The 21,445-nt window shown below is 40.6% G+C and carries 25 protein-coding genes and 1 pseudogene; 21 read left to right on the top strand and 5 right to left on the bottom strand.

Annotated elements, in window-relative coordinates; all coding sequences use genetic code 11:
- The first annotated feature begins 2 nt into the window (after positions 1 to 2).
- Genes ACZ5NG_RS07875 through ACZ5NG_RS07855 form a run of 5 tightly spaced genes read left to right on the top strand, consistent with a single transcriptional unit; the run spans position 3 to position 3,986 of the window.
- Positions 3 to 479: a prepilin-type N-terminal cleavage/methylation domain-containing protein gene (locus ACZ5NG_RS07875; protein ID WP_464251268.1), complete on the top strand. Its 477-nt coding sequence runs from the start codon at positions 3 to 5 to the stop codon at positions 477 to 479.
- Between the two features lie 10 nt (positions 480 to 489).
- A complete protein-coding gene (locus ACZ5NG_RS07870; RefSeq protein WP_464251267.1) occupies positions 490 to 879 on the top strand; it encodes a type IV pilus modification PilV family protein in 390 nt (129 codons plus the stop codon).
- Between the two features lie 5 nt (positions 880 to 884).
- Positions 885 to 1,487: a prepilin-type N-terminal cleavage/methylation domain-containing protein gene (locus ACZ5NG_RS07865; protein WP_464251266.1), complete on the top strand. Its 603-nt coding sequence runs from the start codon at positions 885 to 887 to the stop codon at positions 1,485 to 1,487.
- Positions 1,478 to 2,467 carry a hypothetical protein gene (locus ACZ5NG_RS07860; RefSeq protein ID WP_464251265.1) on the top strand — a complete coding sequence of 330 codons (990 nt, stop codon included), beginning with the start codon at positions 1,478 to 1,480 and terminating at the stop codon, positions 2,465 to 2,467. The genes ACZ5NG_RS07865 and ACZ5NG_RS07860 overlap by 10 nt, the downstream gene beginning before the upstream one ends.
- Before the next feature lie 55 nt (positions 2,468 to 2,522).
- Entirely contained in the window at positions 2,523 to 3,986 is a 1,464-nt protein-coding gene (locus ACZ5NG_RS07855; protein ID WP_464251264.1) for a TldD/PmbA family protein, read from the top strand.
- Here ACZ5NG_RS07855 and ACZ5NG_RS07850 read toward each other — a convergent pair.
- Entirely contained in the window at positions 3,945 to 4,934 is a 990-nt protein-coding gene (locus ACZ5NG_RS07850) for a recombinase family protein (RefSeq protein WP_464251263.1), read from the bottom strand. The genes ACZ5NG_RS07855 and ACZ5NG_RS07850 overlap by 42 nt on opposite strands.
- Before the next feature lie 190 nt (positions 4,935 to 5,124).
- On the opposite strand from ACZ5NG_RS07850, the gene ACZ5NG_RS07845 reads away from it, so the two are divergent.
- Positions 5,125 to 5,640, top strand: coding sequence for a hypothetical protein (locus tag ACZ5NG_RS07845; protein WP_464251262.1), 516 nt, complete (start codon positions 5,125 to 5,127; stop codon positions 5,638 to 5,640).
- A gap of 172 nt (positions 5,641 to 5,812) precedes the next feature.
- Here ACZ5NG_RS07845 and ACZ5NG_RS07840 read toward each other — a convergent pair.
- Positions 5,813 to 5,968 (bottom strand): annotated as a pseudogene (locus ACZ5NG_RS07840) (IS3 family transposase); the annotation flags it as partial.
- 505 nt (positions 5,969 to 6,473) lie between these two features.
- On the opposite strand from ACZ5NG_RS07840, the gene ACZ5NG_RS07835 reads away from it, so the two are divergent.
- The 3 genes from ACZ5NG_RS07835 (at position 6,474) to ACZ5NG_RS07825 (ending at position 8,408) form a co-directional block, all read left to right on the top strand.
- Complete coding sequence (locus ACZ5NG_RS07835) at positions 6,474 to 7,148, top strand: hypothetical protein (RefSeq protein ID WP_464251261.1); 675 nt, start codon at positions 6,474 to 6,476, stop codon at positions 7,146 to 7,148.
- A 39-nt stretch (positions 7,149 to 7,187) separates the two neighbouring features.
- On the top strand, positions 7,188 to 7,718 hold the full coding sequence (locus tag ACZ5NG_RS07830; RefSeq protein ID WP_464251260.1) for a hypothetical protein: 531 nt from the start codon (positions 7,188 to 7,190) through the stop codon (positions 7,716 to 7,718).
- A 168-nt stretch (positions 7,719 to 7,886) separates the two neighbouring features.
- A complete protein-coding gene (locus tag ACZ5NG_RS07825) occupies positions 7,887 to 8,408 on the top strand; it encodes a hypothetical protein (protein ID WP_464251259.1) in 522 nt (173 codons plus the stop codon).
- A 418-nt stretch (positions 8,409 to 8,826) separates the two neighbouring features.
- Here ACZ5NG_RS07825 and ACZ5NG_RS07820 read toward each other — a convergent pair whose 3' ends face one another.
- Positions 8,827 to 8,895, bottom strand: a complete 69-nt coding sequence (locus ACZ5NG_RS07820; protein ID WP_464253134.1) for a DUF2971 domain-containing protein — start codon at positions 8,893 to 8,895, stop codon at positions 8,827 to 8,829.
- Positions 8,896 to 9,416: 521 nt separating this feature from the next.
- Between ACZ5NG_RS07820 and ACZ5NG_RS07815 the strand changes: the two genes are divergently transcribed.
- Positions 9,417 to 9,962 (top strand): hypothetical protein, encoded by a 546-nt coding sequence (locus ACZ5NG_RS07815; protein ID WP_464251258.1) that lies wholly within the window; start codon positions 9,417 to 9,419, stop codon positions 9,960 to 9,962.
- Between the two features lie 1,658 nt (positions 9,963 to 11,620).
- On the top strand, positions 11,621 to 11,860 hold the full coding sequence (locus tag ACZ5NG_RS07810; protein ID WP_464251257.1) for a FeoA family protein: 240 nt from the start codon (positions 11,621 to 11,623) through the stop codon (positions 11,858 to 11,860).
- On the opposite strand, the gene ACZ5NG_RS07805 is transcribed toward ACZ5NG_RS07810, so the two are convergent.
- The gene (locus tag ACZ5NG_RS07805) at positions 11,857 to 12,279 is read right to left on the bottom strand and encodes a metal-dependent transcriptional regulator (RefSeq protein WP_464251256.1); all 423 of its coding nucleotides are present in this window, start codon (positions 12,277 to 12,279) and stop codon (positions 11,857 to 11,859) included. The genes ACZ5NG_RS07810 and ACZ5NG_RS07805 overlap by 4 nt on opposite strands.
- Positions 12,280 to 12,629: 350 nt before the next feature.
- Positions 12,630 to 12,755: a hypothetical protein gene (locus tag ACZ5NG_RS07800; RefSeq protein WP_464251255.1), complete on the bottom strand. Its 126-nt coding sequence runs from the start codon at positions 12,753 to 12,755 to the stop codon at positions 12,630 to 12,632.
- A gap of 163 nt (positions 12,756 to 12,918) precedes the next feature.
- Between ACZ5NG_RS07800 and ACZ5NG_RS07795 the strand changes: the two genes are divergently transcribed.
- The 10 genes from ACZ5NG_RS07795 (at position 12,919) to spoIIIAB (ending at position 21,444) form a co-directional block, all read left to right on the top strand.
- Positions 12,919 to 13,128 (top strand): hypothetical protein, encoded by a 210-nt coding sequence (locus ACZ5NG_RS07795; RefSeq protein ID WP_464251254.1) that lies wholly within the window; start codon positions 12,919 to 12,921, stop codon positions 13,126 to 13,128.
- 110 nt (positions 13,129 to 13,238) lie between these two features.
- Positions 13,239 to 13,451, top strand: coding sequence for a hypothetical protein (locus ACZ5NG_RS07790; protein WP_464251253.1), 213 nt, complete (start codon positions 13,239 to 13,241; stop codon positions 13,449 to 13,451).
- A 93-nt stretch (positions 13,452 to 13,544) separates the two neighbouring features.
- Positions 13,545 to 14,918: a TldD/PmbA family protein gene (locus ACZ5NG_RS07785; protein ID WP_464251252.1), complete on the top strand. Its 1,374-nt coding sequence runs from the start codon at positions 13,545 to 13,547 to the stop codon at positions 14,916 to 14,918.
- 93 nt (positions 14,919 to 15,011) lie between these two features.
- Positions 15,012 to 15,464 (top strand): type II 3-dehydroquinate dehydratase, encoded by a 453-nt coding sequence (gene aroQ / locus ACZ5NG_RS07780; RefSeq protein ID WP_464251251.1) that lies wholly within the window; start codon positions 15,012 to 15,014, stop codon positions 15,462 to 15,464.
- Positions 15,457 to 16,530, top strand: a complete 1,074-nt coding sequence (locus ACZ5NG_RS07775) for a M24 family metallopeptidase (protein WP_464251250.1) — start codon at positions 15,457 to 15,459, stop codon at positions 16,528 to 16,530. The genes aroQ and ACZ5NG_RS07775 overlap by 8 nt, the downstream gene beginning before the upstream one ends.
- Positions 16,531 to 16,580: 50 nt before the next feature.
- Positions 16,581 to 17,138 carry an elongation factor P gene (gene efp, locus ACZ5NG_RS07770; RefSeq protein WP_464251249.1) on the top strand — a complete coding sequence of 186 codons (558 nt, stop codon included), beginning with the start codon at positions 16,581 to 16,583 and terminating at the stop codon, positions 17,136 to 17,138.
- A 198-nt stretch (positions 17,139 to 17,336) separates the two neighbouring features.
- Entirely contained in the window at positions 17,337 to 17,816 is a 480-nt protein-coding gene (locus ACZ5NG_RS07765; protein ID WP_464251248.1) for a CD1247 N-terminal domain-containing protein, read from the top strand.
- A gap of 190 nt (positions 17,817 to 18,006) precedes the next feature.
- Positions 18,007 to 19,713: an FAD-dependent oxidoreductase gene (locus tag ACZ5NG_RS07760; RefSeq protein WP_464251247.1), complete on the top strand. Its 1,707-nt coding sequence runs from the start codon at positions 18,007 to 18,009 to the stop codon at positions 19,711 to 19,713.
- A gap of 298 nt (positions 19,714 to 20,011) precedes the next feature.
- On the top strand, positions 20,012 to 20,923 hold the full coding sequence (gene spoIIIAA, locus ACZ5NG_RS07755) for a stage III sporulation protein AA (protein ID WP_464253133.1): 912 nt from the start codon (positions 20,012 to 20,014) through the stop codon (positions 20,921 to 20,923).
- Positions 20,924 to 20,925: 2 nt separating this feature from the next.
- On the top strand, positions 20,926 to 21,444 hold the full coding sequence (gene spoIIIAB, locus ACZ5NG_RS07750) for a stage III sporulation protein SpoIIIAB (RefSeq protein ID WP_464251246.1): 519 nt from the start codon (positions 20,926 to 20,928) through the stop codon (positions 21,442 to 21,444).
- Position 21,445: the final 1 nt, after the last annotated feature.

Here is a 21,445-nt window from a genome sequence, read left to right as displayed (position 1 = left end):
TAATGAGAAGATTAAACAATTGCCATGGCTTTGCCTTGTTGGAGCTACTGGTAGTAATGACAATCATTGCCGTTATTTCTGCGGTGGTGTTGCCCAATTATTTAAGTTATTACCATCGGCAGCGTTTAGAGGCACAGGCCTATCAGTTATTGAGTGATATTCGTTATACCCAAAAGGTGGCGCAGGCGGAAGAATCAGCCCTTTATTACATCCGTTTTTTTAAAGTTGACGGAGAGAGCTATTATCAAATCAGTAAAGGGGAAGAGCTTGTCAAGACAATTAAATTTTACCGTGATGTCAACCTGGTACAAACGAATTTCAGCGATAACCGCTTGCAATTTCGCACTTCCGGATTACCGGTAGTGGGCGGTACCATTACATTAGAAAGCAACTACACAAAACAAAAGAAATATGTGATTGTGGCTTCGGTTGTCGGCCGGGTGCGGGTAAGCGATACGCCGCCCGAAAGCGGTTACTGAGGTGATAGTTTTGCAAATACTGCGTAATCAGCAAGGCATTACCTTGTTAGAGGTAGTTATGGCAATGGTAATCGTTTCCCTTTTACTGATGCCGTTAACAAATATGCTTATTTCCGGCCAACAGCAAGCTGCTGCCGGGCATAATGGGCTGCAGGCTGCGGCGTTGGCTCAAGGAATAATGGAGACTGTTCGGGCGGGGCATCAAGTGGAATGGGAGCGGATAAAGCCGGCTGAAGGTTGGTCGTACCGGCAGGAAACAACTATTGTAGAATTTGATCAACAAGCCGGAGAATTTGTGGCTTCTGAGGCCGGAAATTTTGTAAAAGTGATTGTAACAGTGTGCTATCCCCAGACAGACCGGACAGAAAAAGTTACCTTAGAGATGATTAAGGAGCGATGATTGTAATGCCCGTCAAAGACTGTCGGGGTTTTACTTTAATTGAAATGACGGTGGCAATTACTGTTTTCGGTTTACTGATGACTGTGATTGTTGCCTTAAGTTTTCAAGGTAACATTATGTGGCAACAGGGAAAAAAAGCAATAGATCTGCAGCAAAGTGCAGCTATTGCCGTTGAACGTATGGCAAAAGAAATCAGAACCTGCAATGGTTTGTTGGCGGTAGACGAACAATCGCTGACATTTTCTTTAACTAAAAAAGACGGTGACGGAACTACAGAATACTGGGTACGGTACGCTCTTGACCGAAATCAGCAGGAATTAACCAGGCAAACTAAGAAAAAACTTCCTAATGGCGGTTACGGTTATGCCAGTTCACCGCTGCCGGTGGCCAGCAACATTAAGGACATTAGCTTTAGGTATTATGATTATGATGGCCGTGAAGTTTCTGCCGCAGATGACATTAAAGCAGCGCAAGTAGTCAGGGTGGAGATTGAACTAATTGGCGGCACTGATGACAATGAGACAAACAATTTGTATCGGTTTAATGAACACAAGCTGTTTACATCGGTGGCCATTCGCAACAATTGGAGTTGGTTTGCTTGGCAGTAAACAGTCAACGAGGCAATGTGCTGGTGTTTGCTGTTATGGCCATGTCCGGGCTGATTGTGCTGGCTGCCACTTTCCTTTATCTGGCTTATCAAGCCAAATCAGAAAGTACCTTATATCAACGGGAAATGCAGGCTTACTATACGGCAGAGGCAGGTATCGCACTGGCCCTTAATATGCTGAAAAAAGATCCCAACTGGCAAGGTATAGAAAACGCCATACCCTTTGCCGGCGGCGTAATTAAGCAGTTGGACGTAAAAGCAAGGGATACCGGCGGTACAATTACATCGGTAGCTGAACACCAAGGGGTAATCAAAACATTGATTGCAGATTATCAAACGACAATAGCCAACAGGCTGCATTTTGATAAAGGGATGTATATTTATGGCACCGGCGAGAATTTTAAAATTGGCGCTACCGCGGTGATTAATTCCGATCTTTACTTGGCCGAAGATGATGCTGAAATCAAGGAGCATGTTGAGATAAGCGGCAAAATTTTTCCTAATATGGGCAGCAATATTACTTTAACCTTAGATGATCTTCAGGAATATAAAAATCTGCCCGGTGTGCAGGTGATTTCCGGTTCAGAAAGCATTACCTTAGATAATTTAAGCGGTACATATTTTGTCAACGGTTCGGTAGAGATTGAAGGCGACTACTCAAACCACATAACAATCATTGCAACCGGAGACATTACTTGTAACGGCAGTATTGGCCAAAACAATAAACAGGCGGTACTATGCCTGATATCGGGAAATAATATAATTTTAGGAAAGGAAGACAATCTTTACGAGCAGCGTGTTGCCCTGCTGGCATTTGCTTTAAATGAGTTAGTTGTCACAAACATGGCTACGATAACCGGGGCAATCGTGGCAGCGTCGATAGATATTAAGAATCAATTTACCTTTACATATGAGCAAACAATGGTTGATTTATTGCCGAGATTTTTATATAAAGTACAGGAAAAGTATCCGGTATATTAATGGCAATTTTTGTATAAATTGTTTGCTAACGGCGGACAATAAAATGAGGTGAACAGTGATGGATAAAAAAGTACTTCAGCAAGTTTTAGAAGCGGCTTTGTCCAACGGCGGTGATTTTGCCGATATATTTGTCGAATACAAAAAGGTTACCGGTATCGGAATGGAAGCCGGGCGTGTGGAACGGGTCAGTTCCGGATATGAGGCCGGGGCGGGTATCAGGGTGTTATCCGGAGAAAACACTTCTTACGGTTATACCAATGATTTAAGCACTAAAGGGCTGATTGAAGCGGCGAAACTCGTCAGCCATGCCGCCCGCGGCGGCAAACAGGATTACAACCTTGATTTAACCAAAATGCAACCAAATGTTACTTTTGATTTTAAAAAACACCCTGAAGATGTCGCGGCTGAAGAAAAGGTTAATATTGTGAAGACAACAGAAAAAGCGGCACGGGCAGTGGATAAAGAAAGAATTAAGCAGGTGATTGTCGGTTATGGGGACACCGTGCAGCAAGTGCTGTATGCTAACAGCAACGGCAACTATGTAGATGACCTGCGTATGCGTACCAGACTGGTGGTTAATGCGGTAGCCTCTGACGGGGAGACGATACAAACCGGTTATGATGCGGTGGGCAGCCTGTGCGGCTTTGAGCTGTTTGACCGCTTCGATCCGGAAGAATTTGCCCAAAAGGCGGCCATTAGAGCTGTGAATATGCTGGAAGCTAAACCGGCACCTGCCGGCAAAATGCCCTGTGTCATGGCCGGAGAAGCAGGCGGCACCATGGTGCATGAGGCCTGTGGTCATGGTCTGGAAGCGGATTTAGTACAGCGTGGCTTGTCAGTTTACGCTGACAGAAAAGGCAAGCAGGTGGCATCAGAATTGATTACTGTAATTGATGATGCAACGCTGCAGGATAAATACGGTTCATACAGTTTTGATGATGAAGGCGTGCCTTCGCAAAAAGTGGAGTTAATTAAAAACGGCGTGCTGACCGACTTTCTTTACGACCGGCTTACCGCTAAAAAAGAGGGGGTAGAACCCAACGGACACGGCCGGCGTCAGTCTTATCAGCACAAGCCGATTCCCAGAATGGCCAATACTTACATTGCCGCAGGCAAAACAGATCCGGAAAAAATAATTAAAGAAACAAAATACGGCTTATTGGTGAAAAAAATGGGCGGCGGCCAAGTAAATACTACCACCGGAGATTTTGTGTTTGATGTAGCCGAAGGCTATTTAATCAGCGACGGAGAAGTCGGGCCAATGGTGCGGGGAGCCACCTTAACCGGCAACGGTCCGGAAGTGCTGAAAATAGTTGACATGGTAGGCAGTGATGTTGGCTTTGCCATCGGTACCTGCGGCAAAGACGGCCAGGGCGTGCCGGTATCAGATGCCCAACCGACAATGCGTATTCCGGAAATAGTGGTTGGCGGCACCGCTCAGCCAATATCACCAAATGGAGAGATTAAAAGATACACTCTAGATAAGCCAAGCAGGAAAAATAAAATCAAAAGACTGTAAAAAGGGTGCCGTTGGCACCCTTTTGATATTCTCTCTGTGATAAATAGTAATTTTGCTAATAATTGAGCGTATTAAAAGTTTCTTTTCCTGGGTACTGGCTAAATTCCACCGCTGCCGAACATTTTTAATACTTTCCAAAGCATTACTGATACTAATTTCCCTGGCTTCAATATTGGCCAATGATGCTTCTAACTCTGCTAAACGTTTTTCACATTCTTCCTTTTCATTATTTAAAAGATTAATTCTTTCTTTAAGGTCATTGGCTTCTAAAATGCCCTGTTCAAAGGCATTAAACCATTTTTGTTTTCTAGTACCGATACTGGCTAAAGTTTGTTTAGTTTCTTTTAATAAAACGGCAAGAGTTTCTTTTTTACCAAGATCACGTTCTTGAAAATGTTTATAAGCATGGAATAGGGCACTTTCATTCTGCTCTAATTTTTCTAATTCCTGCAAAACATATTCTTCAAGTTCAGGAGCTTGTATACTAGGATTTTTACAGCTTGTACCAAATTGATTATAGCCTCCGCAGCGGTAATATCGAACTTTTCTTCCGGGCTTTTTAGCATTTTTATACCAACCGCGATATTTATGGCCGCATTGGCCGCAGTATACCAAGCCGCTGAGGACATAATCGCTGCTGGCTTCTCGCATAGACATTTTGCCCCGACTTTCTAAAAGAGATTGTACTGCATCAAATGTTTTTTTATCTACTATAGGTTCATGATTTCCTTTAGAGATTATCCATTCGCTTTTATCTCTTTTTATTGTTTTTGTTCCTTTTCTTTGCGTACGATTCCAAACCATATAGCCGGCATACTGAGGATTTACAAGCATATTACGAATAACTGTATGAGACCACATACATCCTTTTCTAGTACGGCAGCCGCGTTCATTCAAATTTTTAGCTATGGTTCTTAAACCATTTCCGGAAGCGAATGTTTTCAGCACCCCATTTATTTATACTATACTATACACTCTTAATCAGCTGTCTACCAAACCGGGGGAAGAGCATTGCTTTATTAGTTCTAATAAGATTTGAGATATTTTACCTGCAGCCTAATTGCGCAACTTAGTAACATTTATAATACAAAGAGTATATTATGTAGAAAGTTAGAAATTAGCAAAAAGGAGAGTCGTTATGGATAGTGATAAAAAAAAAGATTCTAAAGAAACAAAAGAAATAAAAACCCTAGTGGTGGTTTATAAAACAACTATCATGAAAGTTGGTGAAATAATTATACCAGCACCAATCGGTGTGAAGATTGACCAAAATACCGGGATGATAATGACGCCTATAAAAATTGCACCTGCCGATAATGTGATTTTAACACCAAAGGTAGAGAGAGGGCTATTAATTAACGAAGGATTCGTTAAAATAAAGATGCTTTTCAAAAAACCAAATCCAGAGCCATGCCTTGATGTAAGAAAAGGCATTAATAAAGAAGTTGTAGTACCAATTCAATCAGTACACCCCATCGATTGTCTACGTCCAGGTGATGAAGTAAAAGAAAATATCAAAGTAGAAACTATTACCGTTATGGGCAGTCCTGACAACTCCTTACCCAAATCTACCGGTCAAAAAGCAAATTTGATTATCAAAGTAGTTCTTAAAATTAAGTTAACTATCTTACGAGAAAAAGTTATTCCAGTCTAGACTTAAAAATTTAATTTGCACCTTAAAAGCTGCTGCTGTAGTTATGGAAAATGGCTGTTTAATGGAAGCTTTAGCACTATGGCAGGAAGCATTAAATAAACTGCCTGATTCAGAGTAGTATAAGTTAATTAGTTCCACTATGGGATCTTCCTCCAACAAATTAGACAGTAAGTTAAGCTATTTTTCTCTGTTTCTCATATTTTTCCGGGCTTATATAATTCAATGATGAATGAATTCTTATACGGCTGCAGAATATTTCTATGTATTCGAATATTTCCCGACGTGTTTGAGCACGTGTTTTATATTGCCGCTGGTTAATCAGTTCAGTGGAAAATGTTTTCCATTACGGTATTATCCCAGTAGCTGTCTCTCCTGCTCATAGAACAGATCATTCCATGCCGACTCAGCAGTTGTCGGTATGTACGATTTGCGTTACAGCCATACCTTCACCGGTAGGTATATAGGTAATATCGGCAACTTACATATGGTTGGGTTCAGTGCAACAAACCGGCAGTCCAGCTTATTTTCAGCAACTTTGAGAAGATGGCCACTGCTTTTTTTAATATGTCACGCTCTTCTTTCATAATAAAGATGCTACAACGAAATTGTTTTTCGTTGTAGCATCTTTATTATTGCAGAAAAATTATTAAATTGTAAATTATATTTATCCAAAAGTTCGGATTTGCTGCATTGATGAAAAAGTTTTTGTTTATGTAATCAAGAGGAGTTACCGATTTTAACGATACCTAAATGTTTCATTAACACATTTAATAATATGGAATAATATAAAGTAGCAATTAACGTCTAGGTATAAAGTGAAAGGAGGGGGTTTTTTGTATAGTATTTTTGAATTCATTAATGATCTATATAACAAGGGTAGCAATGCACCAATATTCTTTGATGATTTAATTCGCATGTATAATAAAGACACAAATATCGAAGCCAAATCTAAACCTGCAATTGCAAATAAACCAGAACACCAGCACTTCCATTCTGGTGATAATATAATCAAAAAAGAAATAAAAGCTTTGGTTGTACTGCACAAAGAAAAAATTCTAAAATGCGCTGAATGTGTTGTACCAGCTCCAATTGGCGTAAAAATGGATTCTAAAAGCGGCCAGTTAACGGTGCCAGTAGAAGTTATACCGGTGGGTGAAGTAATATTAACCCCCAAAATAGTAAATAACCTACTTATTAATGAAGGGTTCGTTAAAGTAAAAATAATTGCTTACATTTCAGATACTGAACCATACTGTGATGAAAGAAAATGCATTACTAAAGAAGCTACTGTACCCATCCAAACGGTTCATCAAATTGAGGGGATATGCACCGATGATGATATTGAAGAAAAGGTGCATATTAAATCTATCAGCGTCATCGGGATTCCTGATAATAATTTGCCCAAATCTGCTGCCCAAAGAATAAATTTTTCCATCAAAGTAGTTCTTGAAGTTAAGTTAATTATATCTAGAAAGGAAAATATAATTGTCCTAGCATGTGATAATTAATTAGTTATCGTGTATTTTTTCAGAAGGAGGATTTTAAAGATGGGTTTTATTAACCAAGTTAACCCAGATAATTTTGTCGAACAAAAGGTCAAACTGCTGAAGGTATGCTGCCAAGAATGTGTGCAGGTAGCCGGTGATATTACCATTCCTGCCCCTGCAAACCTAACCCTTGATCCAGAAACCGGCCTGCTTAACGCTCCGGTATCTTTAGAACTTGTTGGGGAGCCTCAAATTCGAACAATTAAAGTACTAATGGGCAAAGTAGTAATTATGGGTATAGTCCCTGTTCGTCTACTGGTTGATAACTGTGTAACATGTCAGTTGCTAGAAGTACCCTTCCAAATTATCGTAGATTGTTCTTGTGCCGAACCAGATGGTAGTATTAACGTGCAAAATCACGATTTACAGGTAGAAGGTCTTGTCATATCACCAATTAGATTATTTAATGCTGAAGAGTGCACTTTAAACCTAAATCTTATTATAAAAGCGATTGTTAAAGTAAGTGTTATTATTAGTCGAGAAGAAATTCTTAAAATTAAGGCTGCCAACCAGTTTTGCCCCTGCCCTTAAAACTTGTGTTGCTTAAACCAAATAAATACAATTAACAATCAAGCCCTTGCTTCTCATAGAAAGATAAAGGGCTTGATTTATTGTAAATTTAAAAAAATAATTTGTAATTATCACATTTTTAACATTCATGGAATATATTGTATTAAATTACAAAAGGAGGTAATTTAAATGGCTTTTGTTAATCAGGTTCTATCAGACAATTTTGTTAACCAAAAAATTAAGGTACTAAAGGTTCTTTGCTCAGAATGCGTCCAGGAAACAGGTTCAGTCACCATCCCGGTTGCTGGTATCACAGCATTAGAGGATATTGCCAGCATTGATGTAGTAGCCACCGGAGCACCTACAATTGAGAGCATACAAGTTTTGGATGGCAAAGTCATTAACGTTGGTACAGTCCCAGCAGCATTAACTATTACACTTCTTGGTGTAGACATTCCGATTGAAGTAGCTATACCGGCAATACCCTTCTCAGGGGAAGTCGTTTGCCCCGGCGTTGTGCCAGACGGCACAATCAACGTACAAAAGCATGATTTGCAACTAGAAAGTTTAACCGCTACAGCAATTCCGGTGATTGATGATGTAGCAACCTTTGGTGTATTAGTCACAGCAACTATTAAAGCGTGTGTTATTATCAGTAAAGAAACAATAATGAAGGTTAATGGTGCTACCCAGTTCTGTCCTTGCTCTTAAAGCTTGAGATATAGCTAATAAAGCAAGGGGGCTGTTGCACAATGAACCAATAGGTTCTTGTGCAAACAGCTCTTTTTTTTTTTTAAAAAAAATAAAACTACAGGTTCAAAGATCCTACAGCAACGTATTAAAGTTGAAATGATCCATTTTGTATATTCCTTAAACATGTATGCCCTTCCCTCGATAAATTAGTCAGTAAGTAAGCTGTTTTCTAGTTATAGCCATCCCACCATCCCACACCGGGAAGGAGCAGGAGCTAATTGATTGATACAAAATCCATTCTAAAAAACTTAGAGTTACTCATTTTTAGTGCATAGATAGGTATATCAAGTATTTTCAATTTTTCTTTTATAGAATGTACTTCATTTTTATCAAAATTCACACCTAGATAAATGGCAGTAGGATTTAAAGGACAATCTTAACTTAATCGGGTAAAATCATATTCTATACAAAATCCTTTGTGATTATTGGCATAATGGCTCCACATAGGCATACTAAAAAGTTCCTTAGAAAAACATGTAATTTTAACATTATTTCTTAATGAATCAATTAATGCATTAATAGTATTATCTATTGAATCAAAATTTTTTAATTATTCAAGTGCCATTCAAAATGCCGGTAGCAAATTTCAAATTAGAAGACTATATTGCCAATTTATTAAAAGATATGAACCTAACAGAAGGGTCTGAGGAATATAAGTCACTAATTAATTATCAATTCAATAGGTTACAATCCAAGAGCAATTAAACGTATTATAAATGCGTTTTTAGTTTTAAATTTAATATATAAAAATGATCTTAAGGATGCCTATAAACAAAAACTGTTATTTGCAGTTCTTTGTTTACAATTTTTCTATGAAAAAGTATATGACTATATTTTTACATATGAAAATCATAATATTACGGTAGATTTTTTTAATGGTATTATTTCGGGCAACACAGAAACAGGGTTTGATGAAATGATTGATAAACTTGAATTAGAGGAAAATCGAGAGGAAATAAAAAATTTATGGTGACATTATGTAAAGTTTTAAAAAGAAAAGAAAAAGTAAACAATAATGAATTAGATTTATTAAATAAAATTGCTTATATGACTGGAACAGCTTTAAATCATGGTAATACAAGAAAAGAATTAGGCGATCGTCATAATTATAAAATTAAAGATTATAAATGGATTAATTTAAGCAAAGATATAAAATCAGGGAATACATTTGCTTTCTGCAAAGTGACCAAATATAAATTTAATGATAAAGAACACAAAATTTCTGATAAAATGGTAAATTTATTGCTCAATTTAATGTCTGAGCTATACAAAAAAGATCCTAAAAAATTTTCAGCGATAAAAGAAGATGCTTCGAATTATAATTTAGATAAACTTTTTAATGGAGCAAAGATAGAAGATGCGGAAACTGGGAAAAGAGCTATTGTTGCTCCAAGACTCATTCCTAATATAGATGAGAAAATTTACATTGAAACTAAAAGCTCAAATGATGAAAAGATAAAACAAATAAAAAGAATGTTGGAAGCAATGAAGATTAATAATAATAAATTATAAATATATTCTCAATTAGCGGAGCCTAAAGAGTAAGGATAAGTAGCTAGCGTGGAAATGTTTATAAATTAAGGGTTTCCGATTATAAAGCGGTTGTAAATGAAATTATACCAAGCAGCAGATATTATGAGGATAAATTAATAAAATATTTAGATGATGCGATAGACAATCCTAATATGTTTAAAAAGTATAAAAATAATAGTGAAGAAAAGATGAAAAATAAAATAATTGAAAAAAGGGTATTACTGTTATGTACCCGAATAAAATAATTATACCTAGTGTTGTGGGTATACCAGATGAACCTCTGCTGCTTTTAGCTGTTGGCAGCATGGCTCAGTGTTTGCTGTACGGTCTGAGTTTGTTGATGAGGGACCAGGGTATTGTCATCCCTGCGGGTAAACAATATGAAATTTGCAAGTATGCGCACTACCCGCCAGGGATGGACAAAGATCTTCTTTAAGGTTTCAAAATCCTTGCCGCGTTTTCTTACTTTAAATTGAAAAGTTTTTACGGGAGGGCTTTCAGTTGGGTTAGGGCGAACACCTGCATCAGGGCCAGAAGTTCGAGACTCTGCAGATGATGGCGGTGCAGCTGGCTCAGCTCCTCTGCAATTATATTCAGCCCTGTAAACGCTTTCTACAATAATGCGTGTATACCATGATAAGAAAAACCGCATCGCCATAGATGCTGTGATAAGCAGAAGAAAAACTTTGTATTAGGCATCATAAGTATAGGTAGTTGTCCTATTGGTAACGATGCCCAACCGACAATGCGTATTCCGGAAATAGTGGTTGGCGGCACCGCTCAGCCAACATCACCAAATGGAGAGATTAAAAGATACACTTTAGATAAGCCAAGCAGGAAAAATAAAATTAGGAGACTATAAAAAAGGGTGCCGTTGGCACCCTTTTGATATTCTCTCTGTGATAAATAGTAATTTTGCTAATAATTGAGCGTATTAATTGCTTTAAGAAAGTTTCTTGTTATAGTGGAATTGCGAGCATATACCGGCAGTGTTTGGAAAGAATATCTTGACCCCAAGCCAATTATTATTTACAAAATATAGGGTGGGTAAATGTCATTAGCCGGTATATTTGCCGGGCTTATAAAATACTTCCACCTGGAGCAAGGACTCTTTCTATTTCACAGCAAGGCTTTTTTACCTGGGAGATAAGGAAGGGGAAGTACGGCCATTGCTAAATTTAGATGAGATCAAATTAAAAATTAATCAGTGGTCGACAGTCAATTCTAATATTGTTCAATTTAAAAAGACATTGACAAAGCTTGCTTTTATATTAATCATATCAGCATACCTTTTGCCTATACCCGTTTTGTTTTCCGATCTATTGTTTTGGCTGGGTGTATTTATTGCCGTTTTTCATACCTTTTTAGAACATAAGTTTAAGTAGTGCTAATAAGGGCTGATGCGTATAGGACTGGAGCAGCAGCCCTTATTGCTTTTAATAAGGTAATCAATACAGGAGTGTCATTTGCCCAACTGACAATGCGTATTCCGGAAACAGCAGTTGGTGGTACTGGGCGATATTGAAAAAAACTGCAAATTGAAAGGATTAGAAGTCTGTAACAATTGCTGCATGCCGCCCATATGATGATATCAAAGTAACATTGGCTGACAAAGTTTAAAAAAGGCGGGGGTGGTCATGCAAATAAGCCTCAGTGAACTGCCGATTGGGAAAAGTGCAGTGGTTAGTAGCTTACTGGCAGAAGGAATTACGCGCCGCAGGATGATGGATTTAGGTCTGGTTCCGGGTACACGTGTGACGGCTGTACGGATTAGTCCGGCGGGAGATCCGAAGGCCTATAAAATTCGTGGGGCAATTATTGCTTTGCGCAGAACGGAAGGAAGTAAAGTATTAGTGGACTACAACGGAGCAAGTTAGGAGTTTTTTTCTTGTTCGGCACAGAATTTTCTAAATTCCTCCAACCAAGCAGGATGCTGCTCGATAAACTTAACTAAATTGATAATTGCCGATAAGGTGGGTAGGGAAAGATAGTGTTCCATGGCTTCTGCTTCGGCATCTATATTGCACTTTGAACCAATCAGGGTAAGAAATTCTTTGATGATGCGGTTTCTTTCCACTAAAAAATGGCCCAATTTCTTACCCCGATCGGTTAACACGATGTCCTTGTAACGGCGGTAATTAATGTATTTGTTTTCATCTAACTTATGCAGTGCTTTAGTAACAGAAGGCAAGCTGACATTCAAGCAAGCGGCGATATCAGTTACTCGCACTGTTTCACCCCGTTGGCTCATGCGATAAATTTCTTCTAAATAATCTTCTAAGCTGGGAGATAACATCGAAAATCCCCCCTTAGAATTAAGATATATTTAGAAGACAGTAATTATAACTAATTTCTTTTTTCTTGTCTCTTTTTAATTGAAAAGTATCCCGCGCAGAAACTGACGATGGCTGCCGTTACTAATAAAACAATAAAAAAAATTTGCATAGTGTTCATTTGTTAATACTCACCACCCTGCACTGTATTATACTAGAAAAAAGCAATTAAAAAAATACCGAACCTTATGTCCGGCGATTTTTAAGGGCAGAATATTATTATGCCATTGTTATTACAATGCCCTTATCGATTTTTGCTTATTCAACAAAATATAAAAACCCGGCTAAACCCGGGTTTTGTATTGTGTGCCTGTTAGCCGCGCAGTGTTTGGCCATCCCGATAACCATCAGGGCTGTAACCTTTTTCAATATAGCCGACAAAAAAGCTGAGCAAGCCAACAGCACCAATAACAGATAAGAAAATAAGGAATGCCAACATAGGTTTATTCCTCCTACATTTTTTAGTAAAATTGTATCAGAATTAATTAATTAGGGAAACCCTTGTTAAAAATAATTTATCCATACTTTTTATAAATGGTGGTTGTTTATCATTAAAAATCCTCAATAAGTCAAATATTTTTGCTGTAGGGTGGTGCGAATCTGTGGATAGTTATGTTCTATCTATAGTATTGGAAAGTGAGCATTACGTGCACTTTGATTTTTATGTCAATAATGTTTTAACAACGCCCGGTCAGCCAATTTCTATGAAAAAAGAAGAGTTTGAACGTTTTTTTAAAATATTATTTCGTGGCTCAAAAGGTAATTGTGTGCGGGTATACTCTCAAAATCCCCCCACCCAGTTTTATCCATAGAAACAACAAAGCTATTCCATACACGTTTGATGCCCCCGTAACATATGTTACATCAGAATGGTTTTGCTGAACGCTTAAGGTGTCTTAATATATAGTTTGGGGGTGTGAAGGTGAAAGTAGGGGATATTGTTACGAAAAAGGTTTATGGAGATGATATGAAATTTTGTGTATTGGGTTTTTACACCAACCAAAACACCGGGGAAAGGGTAGCAATTTTAGCTTTATTGGATCCAAACTTAATTGTTGAAGCCCCCATTAAAGAACTTTCACCGGTATCAGCTCAAAAATTATTTGCGTTAACGACAAATGTCACGGTACATTGACCATCCTAAGTTGTGGATGGTTTTTTATATTGTCTGGTTATAATAAAGAGGGAAATTAGGTTTAAAAAGGAAATAAAAGAAAAGAGATATTAAATGGCGGCAGAAGGGAGCAGTGAAGGGCCAATGGGTGAAAAATTAATGAATATAGCTGAAAGTGCCATTACAAATGCTGTTAAACAGGGAGCAGGCGCTGCCGAGGCCTATATAGTCAGCTCTAAGGAATTAACCATTGAAGTGCGGGATGCTGCTGTAGAAACAATGAAATTAGCAGAGGAACGCGGCATAGGGCTGCGTTTATTTAAGGATGGCCGGGTTGGTTTTGCTTATAGTACAGAGCTGACCCTTGAAGGAGTGCAAAAGCTGGTTGGGCAAGCACTGAGCAATGCCCAAAATACTGAACCGGATGAATACAATCAATTACCACAAAGGTCCGGTACATATCCGCAGCTAGACTTGTACGATCCGGAGCTCAAAGCCACTACGGTGGAAGATAAAATAAAGCTGGCCGTTGAAATGGAAAAAGTAGCTAAGGCCTACGACAAAAGAGTAAAGATTATTGAAAGCTCCACCTATCAGGACGGTGAAGCGGAGGTATTTATTGTTAACTCTAACGGCTTATCGACAAGTTATAAAGGCGGTTACTGTGGCTTATACTTGGCCTTGGTGGCCGGTGAGGAAGAAGACAGCCAAACCGGGTTTGCCATTGACTACAGTTTAAAATACAAAGAACTTGACGCCGAAAAAATAGGACGTTTGGCCGCCCAAAAAGCAGTGCGAATGCTGGGGGCCAAACCTATTTCCACTCAGCGGGTGCCGGTGGTAATTGATCCCTATATAGTCACTAACTTTTTGGGCGTAATTGGACCGGCTTTAACCGGTGAGGCGGTGCAAAAGGGGAAGTCACTTTTTGCCGGTAAAATCGGTCAGAAAGTGGCGGCATCAAATATTACCATTATTGATGACGGTGCCCGCCCCGGTGGTATTGCTTCTGCTCCCTTTGACGGTGAAGGCGTGGCAACGTCAAAAACAGTGCTCATTCAGGACGGTGTACTGCAGGGATATTTACATAATACCTATACTGCTGCAAAGGCGGGAGTTAAGTCTACCGGAAACGGCGTGCGCGGTTCTTTTAAGGGAACACCGGAAGTGGGTACTACCAATTTTTATATTCAGCCGGGGCAGAGCAGCCCCGATGAATTGTTCAACATTGATAAAGGCTTTTACTTAACGGAAGTAATGGGCATGCATACTGCTAACCCCATATCCGGTGATTTTTCTCTGGGTGCAGCCGGAATTTGGATTGAAAACGGTAAATTAACTAAGCCGGTGCGCGGCATTGCTATTGCCGGTAACATCATTGACTTATTAAAGTCGATTGATGCGGTGGGCAGTGACCTGCAGTTTTTCGGCAGCAGAGGCGCACCGACAATACGTGTTGCCCAAATGACAATCAGCGGTAAATCTTAAATACGGTAAACAAATGCCTTCAATGATTATTTTATTGAAGGCATTTGCATATTATGGTAAAATATTTTCGGTTTAATAGGTGGGTGCACTAATATGAAAATATTGGTTTTAAACGGGCCTAACCTCAATATGTTAGGTGCCCGTGAACCGCATATTTACGGCAACAATACGCTTAAAGATATTGAAGAGGCATTAAATAAGTTGGCCGGAGAGTTAAATGTTGAGATAGAATGCTTTCAATCTAATCATGAGGGTATACTAATAGACAAAATCCAGCAAGCTGGGCAAAGCTTTGCTGCCGTTATTTTTAATCCGGGTGCTTTTACTCACTACAGCCTGGCTTTGCGTGATGCCATTGCCGCTATTGATATACCGGTGATTGAAGTGCATCTATCTAATATTTACGCCCGAGAAGAGTTCCGCAGTCACTCGGTGATTGCACCGGTGGCTGTCGGCCAAATATCAGGATTAGGAGTGCACAGTTATTTACTGGGCTTGCGGGCGGCAGTAGCCATGGCCCAAAAGAGGGGGCAAATTGATGATTAACCGGGTAAGCAGCTTGCGGGAGTCTTTTAGCAAGCATAACATTGAAGCCATGCTGGTTTTTAAGCCGGAAAACTGCCGTTACTTAAGCGGTTTTACCGGTACTGCCGCCAGACTGATGATTGACAGCAACAATGCCTACATTTTTGTAGATTTTCGCTATGTGGAGCAGGCTAAAGCACAGTGCCCCGATTTTACCGTTGTGCAGATCGGCGATGATTATTACCAAAAATTAATGCAGTGCTTAACGCGGCATAATATAACAAAGCTTGGTTTTGAGGCAGATTACGTTACCTATGAAAACTATCAGCAACACTGCGAAAAGTTAACCGGTGTGCAGTTAACTGCGGTGAAAAACATTGTTGAAAACTTAAGAATGGTTAAAGACCAACAAGAGATACAAGCCATCAAGCAGGCTGTAGATATTGTTGATCAAGCTTGGGCAGAGCTGATCGAGCAAATTAGCCCGGGTATTACTGAAAAGGAACTGGCACTGGAATTAGAATTCTTAATGCGCCGCCGGGGTGCGGAAGGAAGAGCCTTTGATTTTATTGTCGCTTCCGGGGAAAGAGGGGCTTTGCCTCACGGTGTAGCTTCCGACAAGCAAATAAAACCGGGCGAGTTGGTTACGGTAGATTGCGGGGCTGTTTATCAAGGTTACCACTCTGATATGACCAGAAACTTTATTTTTGGGCCGCCCAATCAAAGGCAATTGGAAATTTATCAAATTGTCCTGGAAGCTCAACTTGCCGGATTAGAAGCGGTGGGCCCGGGTATTCCGGCTGCAGTGGTTGATTTAGCTGCCCGGGATGTCATTAAAAAGTACGGCTATGGAGATTATTTCGGTCACGCAACCGGCCACGGTTTAGGTTTAGCCGTTCACGAAGGGCCGGCGGTATCTTGGCGGGAACAACAGCTGATTCTGCAACCTGGAATGGTAATAACAATAGAACCGGGTATTTATCTGCCCGGATGGGGTGGAGTGCGCATTGAAGATACCGTGCTGGTTACAGAAAACGGTTATCAAATATTAACCCAAACACCCAAAAACAGCTTACCGGTTTTATAAAGTACAAACCAATTGCACCTAAACAAATTTGTTATAAGGGGGAAAATCCAGTGATATCTACTAATGATTTTAAAACAGGTTTAACAATCGAATTGGATAATGATGTCTACCAGGTTGTGGAGTTTCAGCATGTTAAACCGGGTAAAGGGTCTGCTTTTGTGCGTACCAAACTGAAAAATCTGCGTACCGGGGCTACAATAGATAAAACCTTTAACGCCGGGGAAAAAATCCCCAGAGCCCGTGTTGAACGCCACGAAGTGCAGTACTTGTATAATGACGGCAAAGAATACTACTTCATGGATATGGAAACTTACGATCAATTTGGTATGAGTGTTAAACAGTTGGGTGACGCTGTGAAATACTTAAAAGAAAACATGATTATTACTAACTTAATGTTTAAAGGCCAATCTATTGGTGTGGAACTGCCAAACATCGTTGAGCTGGAAGTTGTAGATACCACACCGGGAATTAAAGGTGATACCGCGTCCGGCGGCAGCAAACCGGCTACTTTAGAAACGGGTGCTGTAGTTAACGTGCCTTTCTTTATTGAAGTCGGTGATGTGCTGCAAATAGATACCCGCAGCGGCGAATACATTAAAAGAGTATAAAACTGCAATTGGGGGTGTCATTGGTGATACCCCTTTAATTATTGCCCGTAAATTTTATGATTGCTTATTGCTATCCTTCGCTGCTGCGGCCTTTCCCGTTGTGCAAGGGAGATGTTTTTGACTAAAAAAGCCCCTTTTGAGAAACAATATACTAGCATTGACCAATAATGGTATCAGCTCTCAAAGGGGGATGAAAGAATGAGTGACTTAAGGGCCAAAGTAGCTTACCTGCAGGGTTTGGCCAGCGGCTTGGATTTTTCCGCTGAAAGCAAAGAAGGCAGACTGCTTCACGGGATTATTGATGTGTTAACTGATTTTGCTGAAGAAGTATCTGAACTTGCTGACCAACACGAGCAGCTGGAAGATTACGTAGAGACACTGGATGAAGACCTCTATGAATTGGAAGATGAAGTATATTGCGATGATCAATTACATTACTGTGATGAAGATGATGATGCTCTTATGCTAGATGATGATGATGATTTTGTAGAAGTAGACTGCCCGGGCTGCGGTGAAACGGTGATGTTTAATTCCGACATTTTGGAAGATGACGATGTAATAGAAGTAATTTGCCCCAATTGTGATGAAATAGTTTTTATAAACGATGAACAACCATTAGAAGCTACTCATACTAATGACATTACAAACAATAGTGATGATGAGGAAGAAGATTTGTAAAAACTTTCAGCAAGGGATACGACAAAAATCGTATCCCTTTTTTCGACGTAATACGATAACATTGACAAATTTTGTAGACGGCTCTTGAATATATAATCTTTTTACAATAAAATAGTACTTGTAAAAAGATACATCTAGTATTTGCGAAAATATCCAAATACCATTATGAAAACTTGGGAGGGATAGAAGTTTGAGTAAGCAAAAAATTGTAATTATCGGTGGGGTAGCAGCTGGCCCGAAGGCAGCTGCCCGTGCCCGGCGCCGCAATCCTGATGCCGAAATAGTTATGCTTGAACGAGGTTCATTGACTTCTTATGCCGGCTGTGGCATGCCCTTTTACATTTCCGGGCAAGTGCACAGTTATGAAGAGCTTTTTACCACTTCTTACGGCGTAGCCCGTGATAGAGATTATTTTTCCCGGGAAAAAGCCGTTAAGCTGTACACCCGCACTGAGGCAACGGCCATTGATCGGGAGAAAAAGATAGTTAAGGCAGTTAATTTAGACAGCGGTGCGGAAATGGAATTCCCGTATGATCAGCTGGTTTTGGCCACCGGTTCTTCACCGTTTGTTCCGCCGATGGAAGGAGTAGACCTGCAGGGTGTTTACCGCTTAAACCATCCTGAGGATGCCGAAAAAATAAAAAAAGCGGTTGATACCGGTGATGTAGAACAGGCGGTAGTAATCGGTGCCGGTTTAATAGGCATGGAAGCGGCAGATGCTTTGTTTAACAAAATGGTAGATGTAACAATTGTAGAACTGCAGCAGCATGTACTGCCCACTTTGCTTGATCCTGACATGGCAGCCAAATTGGAGCGCCATATGTATGATCAAGGGGTCGAATTGTGCTTGGGCGACAAGGTGCTGAAAATAGAAGGGGACGAAGAAGGTAAAGTCAAAGGGGTAGTTACGGAAAAGCACGGCCGCATTGAATGTCAGATGGTAGTTGTTGCCGTGGGTGTACGCCCCAACGTCAAACTGGCTAAAGACGCAGGTTTGGAAATTGGCCCTACCGGCGCTATTGCAGTAAATGAGTATCTGCAGACATCAGATCCTAATATTTATGCCTGCGGCGACTGCATAGAAAATACCCATTTAATTACCGGAGAAAAAGTATATACTCCCATGGCAACATACGCCAACAGACAGGGCCGGGTAGTAGGCGATAATCTCACCGGCGGTAAAAGTACCTTTAAGGGTGTATTAGGTACCGGTGTGGCGGAAGTTTTTGAAATGAATGTCGGCCGTACCGGCTTAAGTGAAACCCAAGCGAAAAAGGCAGGCTACAATGTAGTTACAGCCATTAGCTCCGGTTTGGATCGCACTCACTACCACCCGCGCCACGGGGTAACCCACTTTAAGTTGATTGTCGATGCCGACAGTAGGCGCGTATTAGGTGCTCAAGGTTTAGGCAAGGGAGACGTGGTAAAGCGCATTGATGTGATTGCCACTGCCATCAGCTTAGGAGCAAAGCTGGAGGATTTATCCAACCTGGATTTAGGCTATGCACCTCCCTTTTCTTCACCGATTGACGTCATTCAGCATAACGCTAACGTAGCCCGCAACAAGATAGAAGGGCTGGCTGCCACTGTCTCGGCGGAAGAATTAAAAGAAAAGCTGGAGCGCGGGGATGACTTAATTGTGTTAGACGTGCGCACCGAAAAACAGTTTGCGCCGAAACACATTAAAGATGAACGGGTAAAACAAATTGCCTTGGGCGATTTGCGGGAGCGTTTGGCTGAACTGCCAAAAGATAAGGAAATTATTACCATGTGTCCAATGGGTATTCGTGCTTATGATGCTTCCAGAATTCTGCAAGGTGCCGGTTTTAAAAATGTAAAATTAATGGAAGGCGGCCTGAACATGTGGCCCTATGATCTGGAAATTAAAAGAAAATAATTTAATCAGTTAAACCTACCAAGCCTGTAGGTCAGTCGAACCACTAATAGGATAAATTAAAAAAGCGTGTCGCTAACTACCAAAAGTAGTTTGGCGACACGCTTTTTTTGTGTCTATTAACCGGTGTTTCTGCAGCATATATAGCATAAATTGCCATTGGCAGCCATAGATATATTTTGAGAGGGAGGGACAACTTGTGGCTGCCGTAAATGAGTTAGTCAAACAAAAGTTTAAACACGATAACTTGCTGGCCCCGGTGCTTGGGGTACTGAATGTCATACCTTCCCACTTGCGTTTAATGCTTCAACAGTTGCCCAATGAAGTATTGGAAAGTATAGAGGAAATACGCCTTCGCCAGAACCGGCCGCTGTTGATATGTACAGATTCCGGTGATCACTTTATGCATATTGAGGGAGGATTGACCCGTTACCCGGAGCAGGCTTACGTTGTTAATGCCGACGATATTAGCTGTATAACTCAGCTGGTAAGCAACTCCTCAATTTATGCGCTGGAGGAAGAATTGAAAAACGGCTATATTACTTTACCCGGCGGTCACCGGGTTGGTATTACCGGCAAGGTTATTTCAGAAAACGGTGCAGTGAGAACGATGAAATATATTTCCGGATTTAACCTTCGGGTTTCTAAGCAGGTTTTTGGAGCAGCCGATAAACTGCTTAAACACTTATTGTCTCCGAAGGGTGAAGTCTATCATACAATGCTCATTTCGCCGCCTCGCTGTGGAAAAACAACCATGCTGCGTGACTTGGTGCGTTCATTATCCAACGGTGTTCCGAAATTGGGCTTTCCCGGCGTGAGCGTTGGGGTAGTGGACGAGCGCTCGGAAATTGCCGGCTGTTACCGCGGGGTACCTCAATTGGAAATAGGAGTGCGTACTGATGTGTTGGATGCTTGCCCGAAAGCTGCCGGCATGATGATGTTGCTGCGCTCAATGTCGCCGCAGGTGATAGTCACCGATGAAATCGGGCGCAATGAAGACGTGGCGGCATTAGAAGAAGTGTTTAATGCCGGTGTTAAGGTACTGACTACTGTGCACGGGGCGTCATTGGAAGAATTAAAGCGTCGCCCGGCATTACATAAACTGTTGAAATTACGGGTAATTGAGCGCTTTGTCATTTTAGGGCGCAGCCGAGGGGTAGGTACGGTGGAACAAATAATTGACGGCCACACTTATCGCTCGCTGGAGGTGTAAAAATGCTAAAACTTATCGGTGCATTATTAATTATCAGCGGTTGCGGCTATGCCGGTTTTACCATAGCAAAAAAATATCGCAACCGTCCGAGAGAACTTCATTATTTACGCTCTGCTCTGCAAATGTTGGAAACGGAAATAGCATACGGTGCCACACCCCTTCCCGATGCTTTGGAACTGGTAGCGGCACGTTGTGCCAAAGAAGTAGCTGAACTCTTTAGCCAAACCAGAGAGGCACTGTTAAGCGGTGAGGGGGTTACTGCCGGTGAAGCGTGGGAACGGGCGCTAAAGAAATTTTACACTCACAGCGCCATTAATGCGGGGGATGCAGCCATTTTGCGGGCGTTAGGGATGAGTTTAGGTATTTCTGACCGCGAAGATCAAATTAAACATCTGCATTTAGCCCAAGAGCAGTTAAAAATAGAAATAGCAAAGGCGGAGGAAGAAGCTGCCAAAAATGTCAAGCTGTATAATTATTTAGGTTTTTTAGGTGGCCTATCTATTGTAATTGTTTTTATCTAAC

The organism is Desulfovectis peckii (assembly GCF_055391705.1).
This window is presented reverse-complemented; position numbering and strand designations above follow the sequence as displayed.